This window comes from Pseudoxanthomonas sp. Root65 (assembly GCF_001427635.1).
Taxonomy (GTDB): domain Bacteria; phylum Pseudomonadota; class Gammaproteobacteria; order Xanthomonadales; family Xanthomonadaceae; genus Pseudoxanthomonas_A.
In genome coordinates, this window is sequence record NZ_LMHA01000001.1 from 1,842,187 (window position 1) to 1,865,274 (window position 23,088).

Annotated in this window: 20 protein-coding genes; 12 read left to right on the forward strand and 8 right to left on the reverse strand. The window is 65.5% G+C overall.

Going from position 1 to position 23,088, the window contains the following annotated elements; genetic code table 11:
- Positions 1 to 279: 279 nt before the first annotated feature.
- Positions 280 to 1,521: an efflux RND transporter periplasmic adaptor subunit gene (locus ASD77_RS08100; RefSeq protein ID WP_055939784.1), complete on the reverse strand. Its 1,242-nt coding sequence runs from the start codon at positions 1,519 to 1,521 to the stop codon at positions 280 to 282.
- A 233-nt stretch (positions 1,522 to 1,754) separates the two neighbouring features.
- Between ASD77_RS08100 and ASD77_RS08105 the strand changes: the two genes are divergently transcribed.
- The 4 genes from ASD77_RS08105 to ASD77_RS08120 all read left to right on the forward strand — a co-directional run bounded on the left by ASD77_RS08105 (position 1,755) and on the right by ASD77_RS08120 (position 5,465).
- A complete protein-coding gene (locus ASD77_RS08105) occupies positions 1,755 to 2,675 on the forward strand; it encodes an ABC transporter ATP-binding protein (RefSeq protein WP_055939786.1) in 921 nt (306 codons plus the stop codon).
- Complete coding sequence (locus ASD77_RS08110) at positions 2,675 to 3,433, forward strand: ABC transporter permease (protein WP_055939788.1); 759 nt, start codon at positions 2,675 to 2,677, stop codon at positions 3,431 to 3,433. Before ASD77_RS08105 ends, ASD77_RS08110 begins: the two co-directional genes overlap by 1 nt.
- A 28-nt stretch (positions 3,434 to 3,461) precedes the next feature.
- A complete protein-coding gene (locus ASD77_RS18660; RefSeq protein ID WP_055939790.1) occupies positions 3,462 to 4,664 on the forward strand; it encodes a sensor histidine kinase in 1,203 nt (400 codons plus the stop codon).
- Between the two features lie 198 nt (positions 4,665 to 4,862).
- On the forward strand, positions 4,863 to 5,465 hold the full coding sequence (locus tag ASD77_RS08120) for a response regulator transcription factor (RefSeq protein WP_055939792.1): 603 nt from the start codon (positions 4,863 to 4,865) through the stop codon (positions 5,463 to 5,465).
- A gap of 160 nt (positions 5,466 to 5,625) precedes the next feature.
- On the opposite strand, the gene ASD77_RS08125 is transcribed toward ASD77_RS08120, so the two are convergent.
- From ASD77_RS08125 to ASD77_RS08155, 7 genes are all read right to left on the reverse strand, one after another.
- Entirely contained in the window at positions 5,626 to 6,996 is a 1,371-nt protein-coding gene (locus ASD77_RS08125; protein WP_055939794.1) for a leucyl aminopeptidase family protein, read from the reverse strand.
- Positions 6,993 to 7,733: an HAD-IA family hydrolase gene (locus ASD77_RS08130; RefSeq protein ID WP_055939796.1), complete on the reverse strand. Its 741-nt coding sequence runs from the start codon at positions 7,731 to 7,733 to the stop codon at positions 6,993 to 6,995. The genes ASD77_RS08125 and ASD77_RS08130 overlap by 4 nt, the downstream gene beginning before the upstream one ends.
- Positions 7,734 to 9,250: 1,517 nt before the next feature.
- Complete coding sequence (locus ASD77_RS08135; protein WP_055939798.1) at positions 9,251 to 10,345, reverse strand: AI-2E family transporter; 1,095 nt, start codon at positions 10,343 to 10,345, stop codon at positions 9,251 to 9,253.
- Between the two features lie 180 nt (positions 10,346 to 10,525).
- Positions 10,526 to 10,954: a hypothetical protein gene (locus tag ASD77_RS08140; protein WP_055939799.1), complete on the reverse strand. Its 429-nt coding sequence runs from the start codon at positions 10,952 to 10,954 to the stop codon at positions 10,526 to 10,528.
- Positions 10,954 to 11,433: a hypothetical protein gene (locus tag ASD77_RS08145; protein WP_055939801.1), complete on the reverse strand. Its 480-nt coding sequence runs from the start codon at positions 11,431 to 11,433 to the stop codon at positions 10,954 to 10,956. The genes ASD77_RS08140 and ASD77_RS08145 overlap by 1 nt, the downstream gene beginning before the upstream one ends.
- Before the next feature lie 9 nt (positions 11,434 to 11,442).
- A complete protein-coding gene (locus ASD77_RS08150; RefSeq protein WP_055941183.1) occupies positions 11,443 to 11,808 on the reverse strand; it encodes a hypothetical protein in 366 nt (121 codons plus the stop codon).
- A 169-nt stretch (positions 11,809 to 11,977) separates the two neighbouring features.
- The gene (locus ASD77_RS08155; RefSeq protein ID WP_055941185.1) at positions 11,978 to 13,444 is read right to left on the reverse strand and encodes a Do family serine endopeptidase; all 1,467 of its coding nucleotides are present in this window, start codon (positions 13,442 to 13,444) and stop codon (positions 11,978 to 11,980) included.
- Positions 13,445 to 13,997: 553 nt separating this feature from the next.
- Between ASD77_RS08155 and ASD77_RS08160 the strand changes: the two genes are divergently transcribed.
- The 8 genes from ASD77_RS08160 (at position 13,998) to ASD77_RS08190 (ending at position 22,998) form a co-directional block, all read left to right on the forward strand.
- Positions 13,998 to 16,148, forward strand: a complete 2,151-nt coding sequence (locus ASD77_RS08160) for an adenosylcobalamin-dependent ribonucleoside-diphosphate reductase (RefSeq protein WP_055939803.1) — start codon at positions 13,998 to 14,000, stop codon at positions 16,146 to 16,148.
- Positions 16,149 to 16,432: 284 nt separating this feature from the next.
- Positions 16,433 to 17,029: a hypothetical protein gene (locus tag ASD77_RS08165; RefSeq protein WP_055939805.1), complete on the forward strand. Its 597-nt coding sequence runs from the start codon at positions 16,433 to 16,435 to the stop codon at positions 17,027 to 17,029.
- A 121-nt stretch (positions 17,030 to 17,150) separates the two neighbouring features.
- Positions 17,151 to 17,951, forward strand: coding sequence for an NrdJb (locus tag ASD77_RS08170; protein WP_055939807.1), 801 nt, complete (start codon positions 17,151 to 17,153; stop codon positions 17,949 to 17,951).
- A 91-nt stretch (positions 17,952 to 18,042) separates the two neighbouring features.
- Entirely contained in the window at positions 18,043 to 19,821 is a 1,779-nt protein-coding gene (locus ASD77_RS08175) for a hypothetical protein (protein WP_055939809.1), read from the forward strand.
- A 62-nt stretch (positions 19,822 to 19,883) separates the two neighbouring features.
- On the forward strand, positions 19,884 to 20,363 hold the full coding sequence (locus tag ASD77_RS18090; RefSeq protein WP_156383520.1) for a hypothetical protein: 480 nt from the start codon (positions 19,884 to 19,886) through the stop codon (positions 20,361 to 20,363).
- 55 nt (positions 20,364 to 20,418) lie between these two features.
- Positions 20,419 to 21,264: a hypothetical protein gene (locus ASD77_RS08185; protein ID WP_055939813.1), complete on the forward strand. Its 846-nt coding sequence runs from the start codon at positions 20,419 to 20,421 to the stop codon at positions 21,262 to 21,264.
- A gap of 107 nt (positions 21,265 to 21,371) precedes the next feature.
- The gene (locus ASD77_RS18095) at positions 21,372 to 22,538 is read left to right on the forward strand and encodes a hypothetical protein (protein WP_235578496.1); all 1,167 of its coding nucleotides are present in this window, start codon (positions 21,372 to 21,374) and stop codon (positions 22,536 to 22,538) included.
- Positions 22,539 to 22,644: 106 nt separating this feature from the next.
- A complete protein-coding gene (locus ASD77_RS08190) occupies positions 22,645 to 22,998 on the forward strand; it encodes a hypothetical protein (RefSeq protein ID WP_055939815.1) in 354 nt (117 codons plus the stop codon).
- The last annotated feature ends 90 nt before the right edge of the window (positions 22,999 to 23,088 follow it).

Sequence of the window (23,088 nt, forward strand, 5' to 3'; positions counted from 1 at the left end):
TACTTTCTTTGCTTGTGCAAAGAAAGTAAGCAAAGAAAGCACACCCCGGCGGTCCGCCCGCCACACGTGGCGGGTTCGCAGTCCCGGCAGGAATTTCCGGAAGACACGTCCTGTGTCATCCGGAAACGGCGCACTTCCTGTGAGCCGCCCCTGCGGGGTTTGACCTGCCGTGCCAGCCGGACCTCAAGGGGCCCCGTCAAGCAAGAGCGAAAGCGACCAGCCACTCCCCGGTGATTCGTCGCAGCGTGGGTTTTCTCACGCGCGCCGTTTCGGCGGGGCTTACTCGGCGTCGTCGGCCAGCACGACCTTGGCGCCGTCCTTCAGTTCGGTAGGCGGATCCAGCACGACGGTTTCGCCGGCCTGCAGTCCGTCAGTGACCTGCATGTCGTCGCCCAGCTTGCCGGCCACCGTCAGGCGGCGCTGCTGCACGGTGTCGTCGTCGCCGACCACGAAGGCCACCTGCGCGCCCTCGCGTTCGACCACGGCGGCACCCGGTGCGCGCACGCCCTTGGGCTGCTCGGCCTGCTGCGGTTTGGCGGCTTCCAGGAAGCTCACCCGCACGCCCATGTCCGGCACGATGCGCGGGTCCTTCTGGCCCAGCGCCACGCGTACCTTCACCGTCGCCTTGCTGCGGTCGGCGGTGGGGATGATGGCGATGACTTCGCCGGGGATCTGCCAGTCGGGATAGGCGTTGAGCGTGGCCTGGATCGGCATCTTCGGCTGCACGCGGCCGATGAAGGACTCGTTGACCTCCACTTCTACTTCCAGCGATTCCATGTCGACGATGGTGCCGATGCCGGTGCGGGTGAAGCCGCCGGTCGCCAGCGGCGACACGATCTCGCCCGGCTGCGCGGCCTTGGCGATCACCACGCCGGCGAACGGCGCACGCACGATGGTGTTGTCCACGCCGTTGTCGGAGATGTCCAGGCTGCGACTGGCGACGGTGACGTTGCGCTGCGCGGCCTGCAGCTGCGCGCGCAGGGCATCGCGGCCGGCGATCGCCTGGTCGTACTGCGAGCGCGCCACCAGCTGCTGCTCCACCAGCGTGGACAGCCGACGTGCGTTGGCCTCGGCATCGGTCAGCTGCGCCTGTACGTTGGCCACCTGCGAGCGCGCCGATTCGACCTGCGCCTGCGACAGCGCACGGCTGGCGTCGGCGTCGACCGGGTCCAGCGTGGCCATCACCTGTCCCGCTTCGACCTTCATGCCTTCCTCGATCAGCACCTCGCGCACCTTGCCGGTGATCTTGGCCGACACCGTGGCCATGCGTCGGGCGACCACATAGCCGGAAGCGTCCAGCACCGAGGCCGCGGCACCGCCGTTGCCCAGCGCCACCGTCGGCGCGGTGCGGACTTCCAGCGGCTTCTCGCGGCCGAGCAGTGCCCACGCGGCGGCCGCCAGCGCCAGCAGCACGACCACCACGCCCAGCGTGATCCACAGGCCACGACGCGATGGCGGCGCGGGCGGCGGCGCCTTGCGGTCGATGCGGAGTTCCTTCAGCAGGTCGGCAGACGTGTTCATGCGTATCCAGACGGTGAATGCGGGGAAGTGTGACCAGCAAGAGTAACGGAAGCCTAGTTGCCGGAAGTCACTTCGTGCGGCGATGGCCGGCCGCGGCCTGCCATGGGACGCATCCTGGGCCAACGGCGGTCCGCAGCCCAGTGACACCTGTCACCTGATTCGCCTGAGAGGCCGCACTCATCACGCCACGCGGGGAGGGGCAGGATGGCGGCACCCTCCGGCGAGAGCCTCGCATGAACACCTCACTTCCTTCCTCCACACCGCTGGCCCGCCTGCGCGGCGTCCGCCACCACTACGGCAAGACGCTGGCGCTGGATGGCCTGGACCTGGTGCTGCCTGCCGGCCAGGTGCTGGCACTGCTCGGCCCGAACGGCGCCGGCAAGTCCACGGCCATCAGCCTGCTGCTCGGCCTGCAGCGCGCCGATGCCGGCACCGCCGAACTGTTCGGCCTGCCGCCGCAATCGCTGCCGGCACGTCGCCGCGCCGGGGTGATGCTGCAGAGCGCCGCCATCCCGGACACGCTGAAGGTGCGCGAGCTGATCGACCTGACGCGCAGCTACTACCCGCAGCCGCGCAGTGTGGCGGATCTGGTGGCCTTGGCCGGGCTCGATGGCCTGATGGCGCGTCGCTACGGTCAGCTCTCCGGTGGCCAGCAGCGACGGGTGCAGTTCGCGATGGCCGTCTGCGGCCGGCCCGAGCTGCTGTTCCTCGACGAACCCACCACCGGGCTCGACATCGATGCGCGGCAGACGTTGTGGAAGGCGATCCGCGAACTGCGTGCGCAGGGCTGCGCGGTGCTGTTGACCACCCACTATCTGGAAGAAGCCGAAGCGCTGGCCGACCGCGTGGTGGTGGTCAACCACGGGCGCGTGATCGCGGAAGGCTCGGTGGCGCAGATCCGCGCGACCGTCGCGCAACGCCGCATCCGCTGCACCAGCGCACTGCCCGCGGCCCTGGTGCAGGGCTGGCCGGGCGTACAGCTCGCACAACGCGACGGTGAGCGGCTGGAGATCGTGGCCGAGGCCGCCGAGCCTGTCGTACGCCGCCTGCTGGCCGAAGACGCCGCGTTGTCCGATCTGGAAGTGCAGCGCGCCGGCCTGGCCGATGCCTTCCTCGCCCTCACCCGTGATGCCACGCAGAAGGAAGCCGCCTGATGGACGCCGTCTCCCCCGTTCCGTTCTCCTCCACGCGCGCCTACCTGCTGGAAGCGCGTTATGAGTTCCTGCGCCTGCTGCGCACGCCCTCGTTCTCGGTGCCATGCCTGCTGTTTCCGCCGGTGTTCTACCTGCTATTCGGCGTGCTGCTGGGCGGCAAGGGCGGGCCTGCCGCAGCGACCTATCTGCTGGCCGGCTACAGCGTGTTCGGCGTGATGGGCGTGGCGCTGTTCGGCTTCGGCGTGACCGTGGCGCTGGACCGCGAACAGGGCCTGCTGACGCTGAAGCGCGCGCAGCCGATGCCGCCGGGCGCGTACCTCGTGGCGAAGATGGCGATGGCGGTGCTGTTCGGCGCCATCATCCTGTTGCTGCTCGGCGCGCTGGCGATCGGCGTGGCCGGCGTGCGGCTGTCGGCACTGCAGTGGCTGGCGCTGGTGGCGAGCTGCCTGGTGGGCGTGCTGCCCTTCAGTGCGCTCGGCCTGTGGCTGGGCACGCGGGTGAGCGGACGCGGTGCGCCGGCCGTGATCAACCTGATCTACCTGCCGATGGCCTTCCTGTCGGGGCTGTGGGTGCCGCTGCACATGCTGCCGTCGTTCCTGCAGTCGATGGCGCCTGCATGGCCGGCGTATCATCTGGCGCAGATCGCGCAGGCCATCGTCGGCGTCGACGTCGACGGTCCGTTGTGGGTCCACCTCGCTGTCCTGCTCGTGGTCACGGCGGTGTTCTTCCTGCTGGCCCGCCGTCGGCTGGTGCAATGAACCGGCCTGCCGCTACAAGGAGTCCTCGATGAGCCTGTCTTCTTCCCCGCTGCTGCGCACGGCCACCCGCCTGCGCGATGCCCTGGTGCCGGAGGCGCTGGGCCTGGGCTGGATGCCGGTGCTGCTGCTGGGCTACCTGCTGTTCCTGTTCATGCCGGTGCTGGTGCCGTCCGGGGGCGACTGGGGTGGCCGCCTGCAGTGGCGCCTGTGGCCGACGCTGGCGTCGATCGTGGTGTTCCTGCCGATGTACTTCCTCGCCTACCGCGGCAGCGCGATGACCCGGGTGCTGTGCACGTTCGGCATCGCCGCGCTCGGCTACGGCCTGATGGCGTCCAATGCGTTCTCCAACACCTACATCATCTATGCGGCTGCGTTCGTCGCGCTGCTGCCGGGCGCGCTGTGGACGCGGCTGTTGGCGCTGGCGGCATTGCTGGGCGCCTACTACGCGCTGTCGTCGTGGCTGGCGTTTCCGGTGTTCGTACCGGTGCTGACCGCGATCATCTCGGTGGCGGTGTTCACCGGCAACTACTTCCAGTCCGAAACCGTGCGCAAGCGCGCCGAGCTGAAGCTCTCGCACGAGGAAGTCCGGCGGCTGGCCGCCCTGGCCGAGCGCGAGCGCATCGGCCGCGACCTGCACGACCTGCTCGGCCACACGCTGTCGCTGGTGGCGTTGAAGTCCGATCTGGCGGGCCGGTTGATCGAGCGCGATCCGCAGGCCGCCCGCAACGAGATCGTCGACGTCAGTCGCGTCGCCCGCGATGCGCTGGCGCAGGTGCGCCGTGCGGTCACCGGCATCCGCGCCGCCGGGCTGGCGGCCGAACTGGCGTCGGCGAAGCTGCTGCTTGAGTCCGACGGCGTCACCCTGCGCTACGACGCGCACGAAGTGGTCGTGCCCCCTGATCTGGAAACCGTGCTCGCCCTGGCCTTGCGCGAAGCGGTCACCAACATCCAGCGCCATGCCCGCGCCACGCTGGCGGAGGTGTCGCTGACATCGACCGGTGACCACGTGCAGCTGCGCATCCGCGACAACGGCGTCGGCAGCGCGGCGGTGCCCGGCAATGGCCTGTCCGGCATGCGCGAGCGGGTCGAGTCGCGCGGCGGCCGCCTGCGCATCGACTCCACGCTGCGGCAGGGTACCTGCGTGGAGATCACGCTTCCGTTGCCGTCGCGGGAGGAGGCGTCCCTCGATCCGCAGACGACAACTGCGGAAAACGGTGTGGGAGCGACGTAAGTCGCGATGGCAGCATTCCGGATGGTTCTGATGCGTCGATACGTGGCGAAGTGCAAGGACGCCGACGTCATGTGTCGCGACTCACGTCGCTCCCACATCGGTACTCGCCCGCTTCGTTGCGGGGCATGGGCGAGACGTCTCCCACGAGCCGGCATGATTTGCTAGCGTGTCACCCGATCCTTCCTTTCCGGCCTTCCGATGATCCGCGTGCTGCTTGCCGAAGACCAGGCCATGGTGCGTGGCGCGCTCACCGCGCTGCTGGGCATGGAGAGCGACATCGAGGTGGTCGGCAGCGCGCCCGATGGCGAAACCGCGTGGCGCGAGCTGCAGCGCCTGAAGCCCGACCTGCTGGTGACCGACATCGAGATGCCCGGTCTCAGCGGGCTGGAGCTGGCGCAGCGCATCCAGCGGCATGAACTGCCTTGCAAGGTCGTCATCGTCACCACGTTCGCGCGCGGCGGCTTCCTGCGCCGCGCGCTCGATGCCGGCGTGGCCGGCTACCTGTTGAAGGACGCGCCGGCCGAAGACCTGGCCGAGGCGCTGCGCAAGGTGCATCGCGGCGGCCGCGCCATCGATCCCCAACTCGCCCTGGAAGCCTGGTCCGACGCCGACCCGCTCAACGACCGCGAACGCCAGGTGCTGCGATTGGCCGGCGAGGGCCAGTCGGCCGGCGACATCGCCAGGCAGCTGAACCTCTCGCAGGGCACGGTGCGAAATTACCTGTCCGAAGCGATCGGCAAGCTGGGCGTGGCCAATCGCATCGAGGCGTACCGGATGGCGCGGCAGCGGGGGTGGTTGTAGCCAGGCGTGGTGACTGCGGAAGGTCGACTGTGGGAGCGACGTAAGTCGCGAACGGTCGGCGCACGATGCCTGGAAGTTGCACGCTTACGTCAGGACATCCGGGGCCGGATGACGTGCGATCGCGACTTACGTCGCTCCCACAGGCGAAGACACGGCAACCTCAACCGCCGTAGCGCGCCTTCAGCATCGCGTAGGCGCTACGCAGGGCCAGCGCCTCGCCGCCGGCGGGACGGCCGGCGCGGTCGCTGTCGTTCCACGCGTACACGTCCAGGTGCGCCCACGGCATGCCGTCCGGGACGAAGCGTTCGAGATACAGCGCGGCGGTGACGGCACCGGCCATGCGCGAGCCGGCGTTGGCCAGGTCGGCGATGCCGCTGGTGAGGTAGCGCAGGTACGGCCGCCACAGCGGCATGCGCCAGACCGGGTCGCGCACGCGCTCGCCGGCGGCGATCCAGTCGTTGGCCACGGCGTCGTCGTTGGCGAACAGCGCCGGCAGGTCAGGGCCCAGCGCGATGCGTGCGGCGCCGGTCAGCGTGGCGAAATCCAGCAGCAGGTCGGGCGCCTGTTCGCCGGCATAGGTCAGCGCATCGCACAGGATCACCCGGCCTTCGGCATCGGTGTTGTCGATCTCGACGCTGACGCCCTTGCGCGTGGCGATCACTTCGCCGGGGCGGAACGCGTTGGGACCGATCGCGTTCTCCACCGCCGGCACCAGCAGCGTCAACCGCACCGGCAGCGCGCGCGCCATCACCAGCTGCGCCAGCGCGATGGCATGCGCGGCGCCGCCCATGTCTTTTTTCATGTTGCGCATGCCGTCGGCCGGCTTGATGTCCAGGCCGCCGGTGTCGAAGCACACGCCCTTGCCGACCAGCGCGACATGCGGTTGCGATGCGTCGCCCCAGCGCAGCGCGATCAGTCGCGGCGCACGGTGCGAGGCGCGGCCCACCGCGTGGATGGCGGGGAAGTTCTGCGCCAGCAGCGCGTCGCCGGCGATCACCTCCACGTCTGCGCCGTGCGTGGCGGCCAACGCGCGCACAGCCGCTTCTAGTTCATCCGGCCCCATGTGCTCGGTCGGCGTGTTGACCAGGTCGCGCACTTGCAGGCTGGCGGCGAGCAGGTCCAGTGCTTCGGCATCGGCCTGCGGCAGCACCAGCCGCGCCGGCTTGCGCGGCGGCTGCTTGTAGCGGTCGAAGCGGTAGCTCCCCAGGCCCCAGCCGAGTTGCAGCGCGGTGCGTGCATCGGCGGACAGATCGGTGGCGAGCTGCCAGTCGCCCGCCGGCAGGCCGAACGGCGCATGCGCGTAGGCATACGGATCCAGCGCATCGCCGATCCCGATCACCGCGCCGGCCAGACCATCTTCGCCCGGCAGCGCGAGCAGCGATCCGGGCGAGGCGGTGAAGTTCTGTGCGTCGATCCAGGCGTTGACCGCCGCCGACTGCGTGGTGCGCCATGCGGCCAGCTGCGCGCGTTCCAGTACATGCAGCGGACGCGCATGGGCGGAAGAATCGGTATAGGCGAGGGCAGCGCTCATGCGGTGGCGGGTTCCGTGGCGAAGTCGGGGTGCGCGTCCAGCCAGTCGGCCAGCGCGGTGAGGGTGGCGAATTCCAGATCGGGACGCAGGGCATCGTGCGGCCATGCCCGGGGTGTGCCGTCGTGGTCTTCCGGGCGGTTGATCCAGCAACTGCGCAAGCCGGCGTTCGCCGCGCCCACGATATCCATCTCGATGTGGTCGCCGACATGCAGCACGTCGCCGGGCGGTACGCCCAGCAGGTCGCAGGCCACGTGGAACAGCGCCGGCTCCGGCTTGGCCACGCCGTGCTCGCGCGAATGCACCTGATGGACGAACAGATGGCCCAGCCCGATCCGCTGCAGGTCGGCGTTGCCGTTGGTCACCGCTGCCACCGGCAGGCGCGCGGCGATGCGCTGCAGCGCGTCCAGCGCGTCCGGGTAGTACTCCACCTGGTTGCGTGCGGCATGGAAGGTCTCGTACGCGGGCTCCAGCAGCGCCATGTCGGCGCCGCTCTCGCGCAGCGCGTGTTCCAGCGTCATCCGCCGCAGGCGGCTGAGGTCGTGCTTGTACTGCGGATGGGCGGCGAAGACGTCGTCGCGCACGGCGCGCATGCGTTCGACCGGGAACATCGCAGCGGTGGCGGGGCTGTGCTGGCGCAGCCAGTCGTCGAGGACGCGCTCGATGCGTGCGCCGATGGGGGCGAACGGCCAGAGGGTGTCGTCGAGATCGAGGGTGATGGCGCGGACGGGGAAGCTCATCGTCGCGATTTTACACCCGGGCGGCGGGCAGTCCCGTCACTGGGCGCGGGTCAAGCCCCTCTCCCTGCGGAAGAGAGCTGGGGGTGAGGGTCAACGAACTGGGTGCCTCGAGGCCTCCCGAGTTGCCGCCACATGCAGGATGGCGCTTTGGCCCGAGGGCTTGCGGATGGTTTTTCCTGTCGGACAAGAGGGCGCCCCTTGCTGCGAGGGCGTCCCTTGACCGGCCATTCGGCTGTCGAGCAGCACGTCGTTGCTCGTGCAAAGAGAGGAACCAAAGAAGCATGCGCCATGCGGTACGCCCTGAGCGCTCCGTGTTGAGCCCCTCTCCCTGCGGGAGAGGGGTTGGGGAGAGGGCCAACGGAGCCCATGCCTTCGATTCGCCCGTAGTCGGCAGCACATCCGCCGCAGCTTTTTGCTTCTGATGGCCTTGCGGTAGGGACTTTCTTGTCGGGCATATGGTGCCGCTCGCCGCGGGGGCGTCCCTTTACCAGCCATACGGCTATTGAAAAGCACTTCTTTGCTCGTGCAAAGAGAGGAACCAAAGAAGCATGCGCCATGCGGTACGCCCTGAGCGCTCCGTGTTGAGCCCCTCTCCCTGCGGGAGAGGGGTTGGGGTGAGGGCCAACGAAGTCCATGTCTTCGCTCTCCATGGTGTTTCCGGCATCCGCTATGGATTTGGGTTCCATGGACTTGCGATGGGGACTTTCTTGTCGGGTACATGGCGCCGCTCGCCGCGGAGGCCCTACTTTTCTTTGCTTGTGCAAAGAAAAGTAGGCAAAAGAAAGCACACCCCGGCGGTCCGCCCGCCGCAAGCAGCGGGTACGCAGTCCCGGCGGGAATTTTCGTAAGGGCCATCCTGGCCCATACGAAAACGGCGCACGTCCTGTGCGCCGCCCCTACGGGGTTTTACCCGCCGTGACTGCCGGACCTCAGGGGGCCCAAGAGCCAAAGCCGACGGGTCCGCGCGCGCGACCTGCTGTGCTGTCGCTCCTGTGTTTCGGGGTCCCCATGAGGCACGGCGAGTGGGCCGGGTAAAACCCGAAGGGCGCCGTCCCGGATGGGCGGCGTTTTCGTATGGCACATGGATGTGCCTTACGAAAATTCCCGGCCCGCTCGCGGACCCTGCGCGAAGCGCAGGGCGTGCCGCCTGGGGGGTGTTTCTTTGATTCTTTCTTTGCACAAGCAAAGAAGCGCTTTTCAACAGCCGAATGGCTGGTCAAGTAGGGCCCCCGCGGCGAGCGGCACCATGCTCAAGACATGGAAAGCGCCTCCCGCCAGGCCATCAAAAGCAGAGCCTGTCGCGGATGTGGTGCTGACTGCTTACGGATCGAAGCAGGTGCGGACTTCGTTGGCCCTCACCCCAACCCCTCTCCCGCGGGGAGAGGGGCTTGAGCGCGCGGGGTAAGCGAAACGTCATGGCGGATGTGGTGCCGACTACGGGCGGATCGAAGAAACGGGCTTCGTTGGCCCTCTCCCCAACCCCTCTCCCGCAGGGAGAGGGGCTCAAGACGCCGCGATCACTCCAGCAACCGCGCCCAGCCTTCCATCCCCTCCACCCGCGCCAGCACCAGCTTCACGCATACCAGCAGCGGCACCGCCAGCAGCAGTCCGATGATTCCCCACAGCCAGCCGAACAGCATCAGCGCCAGGATCAGGATCAGCGGCGACAGTGCCATGCGCCGGCCCAGGATGATCGGGGTGACGATCTGGCCTTCGATCGTGTGCAGCACCAGGTAGGCGATCGCCGGCAGCATCGACTGCAGCGGCTGCTCGAAACTGACAAAGCCCACCAGCAGCATCGCCACCATCCCGATCAGCGGCCCCACATAGGGCGCGAAGTTCAGCAGCGCCGCCATCGTGCCCCACAGCAGCGCCTCGGCCAGCGGCAGCCCCAGCAGGTACAGCACGCCGGCGAACACCAGGCCCACCACCGTGTTGATGATGCTGATGGTCAGCACGTAGCGCGACACCTCGCGCTCGATCGAATGCAGGATCTCGACGGTGAACTTCTTCTGCTGCCGCCCGGGCAGCAGTGCGATCGCGTTGCGCTGCAGGTTCTCGCCGTAGACCATGAAGAAGAACGTCAGCAGCACCACCGCCAGCAGCGAGGCCAGCACGCGCGGGGTGGCCAGCAGCTTGCCGTAGGGATCGTCCGGGGTGGCCTGCACCATCTGCGGCTGGCGGCCGGTCTGTCCGCCGGCGGCGGCGCGGGCGAAGTTCTCGGCGGCCTTGTTCGCGTCCTGCACCGGCTTGGTCAGTTCGCGCAGCTTGGGCGCCAGCTGGCGCATCTCGCGCGGCGCCTGCTGCGCCCATTCCATCGCCGAGGGCAGCATCTTCTGCGCCAGCAGGCCGGTGACCGCCATGCCGCCGAGCAGCACGACCAGCGCGCCGAGCGAACGCGGGACGTAGATCCTGCGCAGCACGCGGATGATGGGATTGCCGACCAGCGCGAAGAACATCGCCAGCAGCACCGGCAGCAGCAGGTCCTGCGCGGCCCACAGCGTGTAGCCGACCGCCAGCGTGGCCAGCACCAGCATCGGCGTGGAGGCGCGGGGACGGGATGGCGGTGGAACGGGGGCGGCGGGGGCGTCGGGTGGGGCAGGTGTGCTCATGGGCAGGAGGCCGCCTGGAAGGATGCGCGATTGTGGCGGTATTGCTGTAGGAGCGACGTGAGTCGCGACGGGGCGCCGCTGGCCAAGCACGGGAGGCGTTCACCCGCATACCAGGCGCAGGCCCATCGTGGCGCAGCAAAGAGCTCGCGACTTACGTCGCTCCCACACCCACTTGCGCTGTCAGCGCTCGGACAGCTCGGTCGCCGCTTCGGCCGGGCGAGGCGCGGTGACGACGATCTCGTCCTCGTCGAAGACCTCGTCCACCATCGGTTCGTCGTCGGTGACGCCCTCGGCCTGCTGCTGCACATCCTGCGCGGTGTCGGCGGCCTGCTCGGCGGTCTCCGCTGCGGCCGCCGCCTGCGCGCTGGCCATGAAGCTGGAGACCGCGGTGAACATCTGCATCCAGCGCGCGCCGCTCATCGCGCGCATGGGCTCGGCGCGGCCGGCCAGGAAGCCGCTGACCACCCCGGCGATGACGATGCGGCCGGGTGTCCAGCCTTCACGCCAGGATTGCTTGAGGATGGTCCAGTACAGCGAGGACTGCGCGCTGCGCAGTTCCACCCGCTTCTCGGCCCGGGCCACGTGCTGCCGCAACTGTTCGAAGCGCATCAGGGGCCTCCGTTGCCGGGCGGCGGCGTCGCGGGCGGTGCTTCGTCTTCGTCGCTGTTGCCGTTCTCGTCGAACAGCCCCAGCCGCGACAGCTGCCGGCGCGTGGCATGCATGCCGGTGTAGTCGAAATAGCGGCCCACGCGCCATGCCGCGAACGCGGTCATGGCCAGGCTGATGAAGGCCGCCAGCGACAGCGACTGCAGCCACGAAAACCCGAACCGCTGCATCAGCGCAATCAGCGCGCCGGTGATCAGCAGCCAGGCCGAGGCGCCGAACACGATGGCCACACACGCCCACGCCAGCGCACGCCCGAAGGCGCTGCGCGCCAACGCGAAGTCGGCCGACACCAGCGCGCGCATCGCGCGGCCGGTGTCCCTGGCCGAGCCGTACGCAGCGCGCCCGGCTTCACCGACCTCCTTGAGGCTGTCGATGAAGGCTGGCGGCGGTGGCACGTCGTTGTCGCGGGGCGCGTCGCTCACGCGGCAGGCTTACTTGTCGCCGCCGCCGCTGCGCGCCAGCTTGGCGATGATCCAGCCGGCGGCGAAGGCCACGCCGAACGAGGCGATCGGGCGTTCCCGGATCAGGTCGGCGGCGCTGTCGATCAGGTCGCGGCCCTTGTCCATCAGCGCATCGACCTGCTCGCGCGCGGCGCCGCCACCGGCTTCGGCCGCGGCCAGACCCGACAGCGCGCCGTCGGCCAGTTCGGATTTGACGTGTGCCTTGCCCAGGCGCAGTTCATCGCCGGCGGCGCTGGCGGCGCCCTTGATCGCTTCGCCCGCCGCGGCGGCGGCCGAGGCCAGGTGCGAACCGGCTTCGCCGAGGTTGGACTTCAGGGCATCGGTATTGGTGGGCATGCTCATGGGTGTCTCCTGCAGGCGGGGGATGGGGCCACTGTAATGCACGGCGGTGAACGCGCTGTTAGGTGGCTGGAGCGAGGAGTGAGTGGGGAGGAGTGAGGAGTGAGCGGGACAGCGGGGCAAGGCACTCACTTCTCACTCCTCTCCACTCACTCCTGCTCCACCGTCACTGCATCAACAGCCGCCCCGTGCCGCGTCCACGCAGGATCTGCACCACCAGCTGCGCCGGCTTGCGCTCGAAGCTGGCCCGGAAGCCCGGCAGGTCGCCGAATTCGCCGCTGCTGCTGCCGACGATGATGTCGCCCGGGCGCAGGCCGTTGTTCCAGGCGCGGCTGTCGCGCACCACGTTGTCGACCTGCACGCCGCCCTGTGCACCGCGCAGCAGCCCGCGCAGCTGCTGCCGCGCGGACTCGTCCAGTTCCTTCAGCGTGGCGCCGCTCAGGCGCGGGTCGATCGTGGCGCCCTCGGCGTTGCGCACGCCTTCCTTCAGCGCCACGCTCAGCTGCAGCGGTTTGCCGTCGCGGCGCACGTCCAGCGCCACCCGCGTGCCCACCGGCTGCAGGCCCTCGAAGTTGTGCAGCGCCGCGCGGTTGTCGATGCGCTGGCCGTTGGCCGACAGCACCACGTCGCCCGGCTGCAGGCCGGCGGTGGCCGCGGCCGAGCCCGGATACACGCGCGTCACCAGCGCGCCGCGCGGCAGGTCCAGGCCCAGGGCGCGCGCGGTGCGCTCGTCCAGGTCCTGCGATTCCACCCCTAACGTGCCCCGGCGCACCACGCCGTCGTTGGCGATCAGCTGGTCCATGATCCCGCGCGCCATGTTGATCGGGATGGCGAAACCCAGGCCGATGTTGCCGGCCATGCTGCCGCGCGGGTTGAAGCTGGCGGTGTTGATGCCGACCAGCCGGCCCTGCAGGTCGACCAGCGCGCCGCCGGAGTTGCCCGGATTGATCGACGCGTCGGTCTGGATGAAGTTCTGGTAGCCGGCCACCGGAATGCCGCTGCGGCCCACCGCCGAGACGATGCCCGAGGTCACCGTCTGGCCCAGGCCGTAGGGGTTGCCCATCGCGACGACGAAATCGCCCACCTGCAGCTGGTCGCTGTTGGCCATCGGCACCGCGGTCAGGCCCTGGGTGGGGATGCGGATCAGCGCCACGTCGGTGTCCGGGTCCGAGCCGATGAACTCGGCCTCCACCTGGCGGCCGTCGCTCAGCGTGACCGACACGCCGTCGGCGTTCTCCACCACGTGGTGGTTGGTCAGCACGTAGCCGCGCGTGGCATCGACGATCACGCCCGAGCCCAGCGCGCGCTCCACCCGCTCGCGCGGCATGTCGGGGATGCCCAGGATGCGGCGGAACACCGGATCATCGCCGAACGGACCCAGCGGGCTGGCCACCCGCACGGTCTGCCGGCTGTACACGCTGACCACCGCCGGAGTGACCCGCTTGAGCATCGGCGCCAGCGACGGCAGCGCCTGCCCGTCCACCGTGGTCGGCAGGGCGGCGGCCATCGGCACGGCGGCGGCGCTGGGCGCGGCCTGGGCCGGTTGCTGGAACAGCTCGTTGAGGCCGGTAGCGGCAAAGCCGCCGAAGGCGGCGGCGGCGGTCAGGGCGATCAGGGTGGGGAGCGGGCGCAGCGCGTTCTTCATGGTCGGTCGTCAGCTCGTGGCGTCGAAGGGAACGGGGGCCGGCGGCCTTCCCGCGAACCTGAATGAGTCTGCTGACCGACCCCTAAACCTGCAATGAAGTTCACCGCCTGCGGGTGGGCGATGCCGCCCGCCGCGGTATGACGGACGGTGGGGTGGACGCCATGCAATTGTCATGTCAATCCGGTTGACAGGGGGGAACCCCGGGCGTAGTTTGGCGGCTTCGTGCTGACACAAGATGTTGCGGTCCAGCACGGGGCGGACCCAAGCACTGGTGTTTTTGTCGACAACGCCTGCGGGCTTTGCGCTTGGGAAATCGGGCGCCTTTGGGGATTGGCGCATGAGGGCGAGGGAAGCAGTGGGCACCACGGTAACGGCAGGTCCCACCTCCACAATCCGGCCACCGGTGCGGCGCAGCGAGTGCGGCCGCCCGGCGTGCCGTCCCCGTCGTCCGGGACCGCGATGAAATACCGGGACGGGCCCTGGCCCGTCCGCCACCACAGCCATTAGAAGTTCCAGTCGTTTTCAGGAGAACAACACAACCATGAGTACGGTGCGCCTCGAGGCGATCAAGACGGAACAGCCCACCCTGGTCCCCATGCAACCGGCGTCCCAGGACATCTGGGACAAGAAGTACCGGCTGAAGACCAAGCAGGGCGAGGCCCTCGACGCCGACATCGACGGTACCTACCAGCGCGTGGCCCGTGCCCTGGCCGATGCCGAAGCCACCCCCGAGAAGCGCGCCTACTGGTACGAGCGCTTCGTGTGGGCGCTGCGCCGTGGCGCCATCCCGGCCGGCCGCATCACCTCCAATGCCGGCGCCCAGCAGCACAAGCCGGCCACCAGCACCATCAACTGCACCGTGTCCGGCACCATCGAGGACTCGATGGACGGCATCCTGGACAAGGTCCACGAAGCCGGCCTCACCCTCAAGGCCGGCTGCGGCATCGGCTACGAATTCAGCACGCTGCGCCCGAAGGGCGCTTTCGTCGCCGGCGCCGGCGCCTACACCTCCGGCCCGATGTCCTTCATGGATATCTACGACAAAATGTGCTTCACGGTGTCCTCCGCCGGCGGCCGCCGCGGCGCGCAGATGGGCACGTTCGAAATCTCCCACCCGGACGTCAAGGACTTCATCCGCGCCAAGCGCGAAGACGGCCGCCTGCGCCAGTTCAACCTGTCGCTGCTGATCACCGACGGCTTCATGGAAGCGGTCGACACCGACGCCGACTGGCCGCTGGTGTTCCCGGTGAACATCAAGGAGAAGGGCGACATCGACGTGGAAGACGCCGCCCAGGTCGTCTGGCGCGAGTGGCCCACCCACAAGAACTACATCGTCCGCGACGACGGCCTGGTGGCCTGCAAGATCTACGGCCACATCCGTGCCCGTCATCTGTGGGACATGATCATGGTCTCGACGTACGACTACGCCGAGCCGGGTTTCATCCTGATCGACCGCGTCAACGAGATGAACAACAACTGGTGGTGCGAGACCATCCGCGCCACCAACCCCTGCGGCGAGCAGCCGCTGCCGCCGTACGGCGCCTGCCTGCTGGGCTCGGTCAACCTGACCACCTTCGTGCGCGACCCCTTCACCGACCAGGCCCGCTTCGACTGGGAGGAATACAAGGAAGTCGTGCGCGTGTTCACCCGCATGCTCGACAACGTGGTCGAAGTGAACGGCCTGCCGCTGGAACAGCAGCGCCAGGAGATCCTGCGCAAGCGCCGCCACGGCATGGGCTTCCTGGGCCTGGGCAGCACCCTGACCATGCTCAAGCACAAGTACGGCAGCGCCGAGTCCTGCGAGTTCACCGAAGCCATCGCCCGCGAAATGGCCGTGGCCGGCTGGGAAATGGGCCTGGCCCTGGCGAAGGAGAAGGGCCCGGCCCCGATCATGGAAGAGCGCTTCGCCGTCACCGCCGCCATGCTGCGCCAGCGTCCGGAAATGGCCACCGACGGCTGGAAGGTCGGCCAGGAGATCCCCGGCAAGGTGCTGCACGCCAAGTACAGCCGCTACATGCAGCGCGTGGCCACGGTGGCCCCGGAGCTGGTGGACGAGCTGGCCGAAGTCGGCAGCCGCTTCACCCACCACAGCTCCATCGCCCCCACCGGCACCATCAGCCTGTCGCTGGCCAACAACGCCTCCAACGGCATCGAGCCCTCGTTCGCGCACCACTACAGCCGCAACGTGATCCGCGAAGGCAAGAAGTCGAAGGAAAAGGTCGACGTCTATTCCTACGAGCTGCTGGCTTACCGCGAGCTGGTCAACGGCAAGGCCATGCCGTTCTCCGACGACCCGGAGGCGAAGCTGCCCGACTACTTCATCGCCGCCGACGACATCTCCCCCAAGGAGCACGTCGACGTGCAGGCCGCCGCGCAGAAGTGGGTGGACAGCTCCATCTCCAAGACCGCCAACGTGCCCACGGACTACCCGTACGAGCAGTTCAAGGACATCTACCGCTACGCCCACCAGCAGGGCCTGAAGGGCTGCACCACGTTCCGCTTCAACCCCGCCGCCTTCCAGGGCGTGCTGGTGAAGGAAGCGGACCTGGAGAACACCACCTACCGCTTCGAGCTGGAAGACGGCAGCACCATCGAGGTGAAGGGCAACGAGCAGATCGAGTACGACGGTGAGATGCACACCGCCGCCAACCTGTTCGACGCGTTGAAGGAAGGGTATTACGGCAAGTTCTGAGGAACCTGCTTCTCGCCTCTCCCCGCCTGCGGGGAGAGGATGCCCGGAGGGCAGGTGAGGGGGAGCGAGCGCAGCGAGTTGCTCTTGCTCCTCGCGAAAAGCGGCCCCTCATCCGGCCTTCGGCCACCTTCTCCCCGCTAGCGGGGAGAAGGGAAAGAAAGAACCCCTCCCCGCCCGCGGGGAGAAGGAAAAGCAACAAACGATTCACCGGCTTCACCGTTCCACCCCGCGCTATCGGGTATAGCATCGGCAGCGTCAACCCACTCGCCCACTAGGAGGGCAACATGAGCAACGGTAATGGTGTCACGGCGACGCTCTCCGGCGCCGCCGAGAGCGTGAAAGAAACAGTCACCGGCATCGGCGAAGCGGTGGCCTCCACCGCCAGCGAGACGGTCGCCAAGGCCAAGAAGGCGGCCAAGAAGGCGCGCAAGACGGTCAGTGCCGACATCGCCAAGGCGAAGAAGGCCGTGGCCAAGCGCACCGACAAGGCCACCAAGGCGGTGAAGAAGACCGTCGCCAAGGCCAAGAAGAAGCTGGCCGCCGCCAGCAGCGCCGCCAAGGCCGAAGCCGCCAGCCTGCAGAAGAAGGTGACCGGCAAGAAGACGGCCAAGAAGGCGACCAAGAAGTCGGCCGCCAAGAAGGCCACCAAGAAAGCCGCCACCAAGAAGACCGCCGCCAAGAAGGCGGTGAAGAAGGTCGCCCGCAAGGCCGCCGCCAAGAAGGCGCCGGTCAAGAAGGCCGCCAAGAAGGCAGTGAAGAAGGTCGCCCGCAAGGCGCCCGTGAAGAAAGCGGCGAAGAAAGCCGCGCCGAAGAAGGCGGCCAAGAAAGCCGTCCGCAAGGCAGCCCCGAAGAAAGCGGCGAAAAAAGCCGCCCGTAAGTAAGACCTGATGCTTCACCCCTCCTCCCCCGGGTCCGGGGGAGGGTTGGGGCGGGGGCCGGCCCGGAAGGCCAGGCGCCGCCCATTCACGACACCACACCGAATACGAACAGGATTCCACCGTCATGGCCGTCAAGATCGACAAGAAAATCAAGGGCTACAGCGTGCTCACCCCCGAGGACAAGGCGCGCGAAGCCGCAGCCGCGATCCTGGTGGCGTCGGTGCCGCGCGAGACGGTGGAAAAGGAAGTGCCGCAGGACAACATCATCCAGATGCACGAGCGCATCGAGCGCCCGGAAGTCCTGATCGGCAGCACCTACAAGATCAAGTCGCCGCTGGTGGAGCACGCCATGTACGTGACCATCAATGACATCGTGTTGAACGCGGGCACGGAGCACGAGCTGCGCCGTCCGTTCGAGATCTTCGTCAACAGCAAGTCCATGGAGCATTTCCAGTGGATCGTGGCGCTGACGCGCATCATGTCGGCGGTGTTCCGCAAGGGCGGCGACGTGACGTTCCTGGTGGACGAGATGAAGGCCGTGTTCGATCCGCGCGGTGGCTACTTCAAGGCCGGTGGCGTGTACATGCCGTCGCTGGTGGCCGAGCTGGGCGCCATCGTCGAAGAGCACATGAAGTCGATCGGCCTGATCCACGACCCGGAAATGAGCGCGCACCAGCGCGCCATCCTGGCCGAGAAGCGCAAGCAGTACGAAGACCGCGCAAAAAAAAACTCTGACGTCACCGAAACCGTGACCGTTGCACCGGCCGCGCCCGCGCAGGGCGCCGCCGAGGACATCGCCGTGACCGGCGATGGCGCCAGCTTCCCGCCCTCCGCCACGCTCTGCCACAAGTGCAACACCAAGGCCCTCGTCATCATGGACGGGTGTGCGACGTGCTTGAACTGTGGGTATTCGAAGTGCGGGTGAGATTAAGTTAAAGGATGAAGCGGAAAAAGGGCTCTTCGGAGCCCTTTTTTTCGAGTGATTTGGTGATGGTGCAAAAAGGAGAGGTCTCAGGATGAAACAGTCGCTCTTGCTGGGTCTCGCAGATGATCGCTCACACGAGGGTTATCAGTTCTTCGCTGAGTGCTTGGACGAGATGCTGTTTGAATACACGCTCGATACGTATAAGCCATCTAGTCACAATCCGAGCACGCTCGCGGCTGAGGCTATTGAAGTCGTCGAAGATATCGATGCCGGAATCATCGACAGGGGGAACTTCGAACACATCCGTGATGAGATGAGGTTCATGATCTCGAAGGATGTCATTGCAAAAAGCCTGTTGCCCGTCGACTACGAAAAGCTCCTCAACGAATGCGTGGCTGATAACATTTCTCAGAGCAAGATCAGATTTGAACTGATCTTGGTGTCCCTCGCTGCAGCAAAATACTGCAACACTTGCGTTAGCGCACTTAGGGACCTTGTAAGAATAGGTCGTGAAAAGCACGAAATTCGGTTCATTGCAAGATCGTTTGTTACGAGCTTGCTGAGACTGGGCTACACGAGAAGATTTGTTCGAGAGGTTCTGCGCGAAAAAATTCAGCTGGTAAAAGACAAGTCGCCCGAGCAGAGGCTGGAAGATTTCTTCAGTGCATTTGACGGAAAGGCGAAGAACTACAGGGTCGTGTTTGCCGGGTCTCAATTGTTCAAGAAATTTGCCCAGGCATCTCAGGATATGGGCGCTAGTGTGGCCGAGCTTCCGCCCGCAGAAATTTCCCCTGAAGATCTGGAAAAGCTTTCAGTTCAAGCGGCAGGACGCATATTCATCGCTGTTGAGATTAGAGCGATGGATAAGTTTGCGGCCAGGAGGAGGGCAGAGGAGAAAATCGAGCGTATTACAAACGTCTACTCCCTCTTTCATCACGCAATTCTGCCAGCTTGGAGTGAGTTTGCGTGGGTGATGGAGAAAGGCGAGGCGCAAGGATCTTTGATTCGTCCGCCAATTCCCGCCATGTCGAGAACGCTTGATGCTCGGCCGACAAAGGCGGGCGTACAGATGGCGTTGGCTGTACGAAAATTTGGGCTAGAAGAAGAGTCGATGGAACAGTTTGATCGACTTGTTGGACTCCATGGAGCTGCGGGAAGAACTAGCTCAACAAGCATTCAATTGCTGAATCTCTGGTCTGCACTAGAGTCTTCCGTTCCTAAGGTCGTGCGAGGCGCTCGCGTTAAAAGTGTGTCGGATACGCTGAGGCCTTTAATGAGGCTCCAGTATGTGTGCAACATCTTTGATGACTTGCTGAGCGACATGTTTAGATTCGATTCAAGGCTGGTAAAGAAGGCGCTTCGCGATGTTGGTGATCAAGATGGAAATCTGAGCAGAGTAAATCTCGTTAAGCTGATGTACCTAGACGTTCATCAAGCGACTAGGAATGAAGCCTTGACAGAGCTTTCCAGCTACCCATTGCTGCTCAATCGGTGGAACGACATTCGCGAGCGTTTCAAGTCCCCGGGGGAGGTAAGGAAGGTTCTTGATACTCACGATCAACGTGTAGAGTGGCAGATGAGAAGGATCTACAGAACTCGCAATCTGTACGTCCATTCCGGGCGTAAGGTCGAACTACTAGATATGCTGGTGGAGAATGCGCACGGTTACCTCGACACATTCTTTGATGGAATATTTGCCATGGTGAAGATGGAGTCATCTGTGACGACCATAGATCACGCGTGGCTTGTTGCGTCAGAGCGCGTAAGGCACTGGGACAAGATGCTCTCCGTCAAGGATGCCGTCTACACGAGCGAGAACGTTGTGGGTCTCGTTCTCGGGCCGATGGCGCAGCTCATTCGGCGCTCGTAGCGAGTAGGATGGGTTGAACGAAGCGATACCCATCAGTCGGGACGACAAGGCAAGGGGATGCCATGGAACGTCAGGAGCCTAGGTTCGACAAGGACATGCAGGACGTGGAGTTTCGTCCACGCTCCTATCGCGGCCCGTCACTGTCATCTCCCTCTCATGACAACGACGGCTTCGCCTGGAAGATCGGCGTGGCCGTCGGCATCGGCGTACTCGCCGCACTGCTGATCTTCAACGCCTACGAGCGCTACCAAGCGCGCCGCGATGCCGAACAGGTGCTGCAGGTGCTCAAGCAGGAAACCGCCAAGCTGGAGCGCGAAGCGCAGGCCGCCCCCCGCACAGTCGCCGTTCCTCCTCCCCGTCCCGTCGCTGTCATCTATCCCGTTCCGCCCGGCTACCGCTGCGCCGGCGGAACGCTCCTGTATCGCGATGGCAGTAGCTGGACCCAAATCACCGCGCGATCCAACCACACCTATTGCCCGCTTGACGGGAGATCAGTAGACGACTGTTATCCAGTGACGCCGCGAAGTGTGGGTTGCAAATGAGATGTAGTGGTGTGCACGCGCTTGGTTTGTCTAGAGCATCAAGAGAATCGCAACAATGGATTACGCATTCATCCGTCATAACATCTTCGATAGCGCGCGTGAGGATGAGCTGAGGCGAGAGATTATTCCTTCGCTCTTCAATAGGCGGCTCGTGGCGCTTCGTTACGACGACATCGAGTCCGTCGATCCCAAGGACTACCTCACTCACGAGGGAAAGCCGTGGCGATCAGCGCAAGCCGCCATCGGCAGGCTGCGCAGCTACTGCAATGAAGGGGTCGTCATTGGTGCCGCTTACGGCACCGACATCATGCTCGTGGGGCGTATCAACCCCGGGACAGAGATTCGGCCAGAGGAGTTTCGGCCGGGGGTCATCCTGAAGACGGCGCAGTTGGTGGATGTCCGGGAAGTCCGCTATGTCCATCATCCGATCCTGATGATCCAGCCGCCATACGGCGCACTCAGCCTATGGGCGGCAGGCAAAGGGGTGCTAGAGGCCGTGATGCACGGACGCTCCGTCGCCAGGGAGCCCGGCAACCTTCATCCCGGACAACATGAAGTCCTCTGCTACGAATGGCTGAGAAGCGCCGCCAAGCTTGAGCGCCTGCTGATGCCTCTAGGTCGCGGGCTTCCCGACATCGACATACTTGGCGTCAACGCCGATGGGCGCAAGGTGATCGCGCAGGTCACGTATCAGCGTCAACCCCGAGAGTTGGCACGCAAGCAGGAAGTGCTCATGCGTCACTGGGAAGAAGGCATGAAGGCATTCTTCTTCTTGCCGCGTGGGGCGCGCTTGGAGAAGTTTAGCCAAGTAAGGCAGGTGGAGCTGGAGACAGTGTTGGAAGACTTGTCCAGCGCGGACGACGACGCCACACGTGCCATGCTCAAAGCGATGTTTCCCTGAGGGATACAAAACAGGTTTCAGAGTAAGTTTTTGAAGAAAGTAGGATGAGTTGAGCGAAGCGATACATCATCAGGACGACAAGAGAGAGGGATGTCACAGGAGCTACTGTGTCAAAAGCAAATGTAAGTTTCTGGGAATTTGAGAACTCACACGTCGCTACAAGCGGCGCACATGTGGTGCCAGAGCGGAAAAAGAACGGAAGCCTGCGAAAAGGCTGTCTTGGCGAAGCTCCTGTTGTAGTTAGCACACTCAAGCTGGCGATGGCTCTTGCCAGATCAGGAGCAACGCTTGCGCCGGACCAGAGGACGGGCTTCTGGCGCGCCTTGGCGGCATATGCGCGTGTCCGCGAGGCTTGCTTATGGAGCGGCAGCGAGCTTCATGCTCAGCCTCACCTACTGGATACGCTGCGCGACTCTTCCCGAACCGCACTAGCAGGTGACTTGGGTCAGGCCATGACATGGCTCTATGCGACGGAGGGGCTGAAGATGTCTGCCGTAGTGGACTTCGGTGCTGGATGCGGAATGCTCAAAGCACCGATTCCGGGGCCAAAAGCGTTCAACAAGCGGCCGGACTTCATGGCCGCCAAAGGGACGTTCAAGAATGTCGTTCTGCTTGAGAGTAAGGGCATGATCCTCAAGCAGTCCAGCGATGTAAGTTGGAGAAGCGGCTTGGCACATGGTTTGGAGCAGACTGCTGCAGGTACCAGCTGGCTAAAGTCTCACGGGGCGGCTGCTGTCGTGGCCAACGAGTATGCGGTCACCTTTGGACTTGTGGAAAATGGCCCAAGCTTGGCTGTTGTAGTTGATCCTTCCGAAGAGCCGGGGCTGGAGCTGGGCGACATCGAAAAGCTGGCTCTCCTGCGTCATCACACCGCCAACTGGGCTTTGGCTGCGGGCCAGTTCGAACTAGCAGTTGCATTGGTGGACCCCGAGCAAACTCGTGGCAGCATCCAGCTTGTTGATGCGATGCCCGAGGTAGAGTGGCGCGGCCTAACCGTAAAGCTTGGAGTTCAAGTAAGAAGTCTGCCTTGGCCATGGTATCGGGGGCCGACCCACTTCATCTCCAGCAATCTGATTCGGGCAGTAGCACGCAACAATCTGGATGCGGCACTCGCCGCAATTGCGGCCTTCAACGATAGCTCTAAGCCGAAGATGAAAGCGCTCAGTACGCCCGAAGCTGTCGTTCCCTCGGATGATGATGAAATCGTCACGCTGCCCGACGGCACGGGTGCAGGATGGTGGCTCTTCGACAGCGAGATAGAAGGGCCGGAATAGCGGCGTAGCCCGGGTAGGCGCAGCGCACCCGGGGCGCACTACACGGAGCTGTTCCGATCCCCGGGTGCGGCCTTCGGCCTTACCCGGGCTACCATTCGGCTTCAACATGCGCGCGGGGAAGAAGATGCTGTTCAAGCGCAAGGCAAGCCTCAGCTGGTGGCGCTTCGCGGGAGGAATGGTGTTCGCGCTGCTTCCCCTGGCCCTCATTCTCCTTGTGCTGAAGCGCGAGGATCATACCTTCGGCATCGCCCTGCTGTTCATTGCAGCGTCCGCCGTGGGGTATGTGGCGTTGCGCTGGCATCAGATTAGGACGCAATTCAAGGGCGACGCAGACGCCGCCGCAGCGGCGATCAGGCAGAACCCGTTCGGCTTGGTCTTTGGCTCGCCACGCACGTTCATCGTGTTTGCCCTGGTCATTCCACTGATGATCATGGTCGCGTTGATCGCCTGGACGTTGTGAAACAAGCTTCGCTGAAAATGTCAGCCATTACGCAAGGTGGGCTTCTGCCCACCTTTCCCTCAGCCAATGCAGACGAACCGGTGGGCCAAG

Bases quoted from the DNA above. Each gene is read 5' to 3' on its own strand.
- ASD77_RS08140 (WP_055939799.1), bottom strand. From the start codon at position 10,954: ATGCGCTTCGAACAGTTGCGGCAGCACGTGGCCCGGGCCGAGAAGCGG.
- ASD77_RS08150 (WP_055941183.1), bottom strand. From the start codon at position 11,808: ATGCCCACCAATACCGATGCCCTGAAGTCCAACCTCGGCGAAGCCGGT.
- ASD77_RS08130 (WP_055939796.1), bottom strand. From the start codon at position 7,733: ATGAGCTTCCCCGTCCGCGCCATCACCCTCGATCTCGACGACACCCTC.
- ASD77_RS08100 (WP_055939784.1), bottom strand. From the start codon at position 1,521: ATGAACACGTCTGCCGACCTGCTGAAGGAACTCCGCATCGACCGCAAG.
- ASD77_RS18090 (WP_156383520.1), top strand. From the start codon at position 19,884: ATGGAACGTCAGGAGCCTAGGTTCGACAAGGACATGCAGGACGTGGAG.
- ASD77_RS08175 (WP_055939809.1), top strand. From the start codon at position 18,043: ATGAAACAGTCGCTCTTGCTGGGTCTCGCAGATGATCGCTCACACGAG.
- ASD77_RS18660 (WP_055939790.1), top strand. From the start codon at position 3,462: ATGAGCCTGTCTTCTTCCCCGCTGCTGCGCACGGCCACCCGCCTGCGC.
- ASD77_RS08160 (WP_055939803.1), top strand. From the start codon at position 13,998: ATGAGTACGGTGCGCCTCGAGGCGATCAAGACGGAACAGCCCACCCTG.
- ASD77_RS08105 (WP_055939786.1), top strand. From the start codon at position 1,755: ATGAACACCTCACTTCCTTCCTCCACACCGCTGGCCCGCCTGCGCGGC.
- ASD77_RS08120 (WP_055939792.1), top strand. From the start codon at position 4,863: ATGATCCGCGTGCTGCTTGCCGAAGACCAGGCCATGGTGCGTGGCGCG.
- ASD77_RS08135 (WP_055939798.1), bottom strand. From the start codon at position 10,345: ATGAGCACACCTGCCCCACCCGACGCCCCCGCCGCCCCCGTTCCACCG.
- ASD77_RS08185 (WP_055939813.1), top strand. From the start codon at position 20,419: ATGGATTACGCATTCATCCGTCATAACATCTTCGATAGCGCGCGTGAG.
- ASD77_RS08190 (WP_055939815.1), top strand. From the start codon at position 22,645: ATGCGCGCGGGGAAGAAGATGCTGTTCAAGCGCAAGGCAAGCCTCAGC.
- ASD77_RS08125 (WP_055939794.1), bottom strand. From the start codon at position 6,996: ATGAGCGCTGCCCTCGCCTATACCGATTCTTCCGCCCATGCGCGTCCG.
- ASD77_RS08165 (WP_055939805.1), top strand. From the start codon at position 16,433: ATGAGCAACGGTAATGGTGTCACGGCGACGCTCTCCGGCGCCGCCGAG.
- ASD77_RS08110 (WP_055939788.1), top strand. From the start codon at position 2,675: ATGGACGCCGTCTCCCCCGTTCCGTTCTCCTCCACGCGCGCCTACCTG.
- ASD77_RS08170 (WP_055939807.1), top strand. From the start codon at position 17,151: ATGGCCGTCAAGATCGACAAGAAAATCAAGGGCTACAGCGTGCTCACC.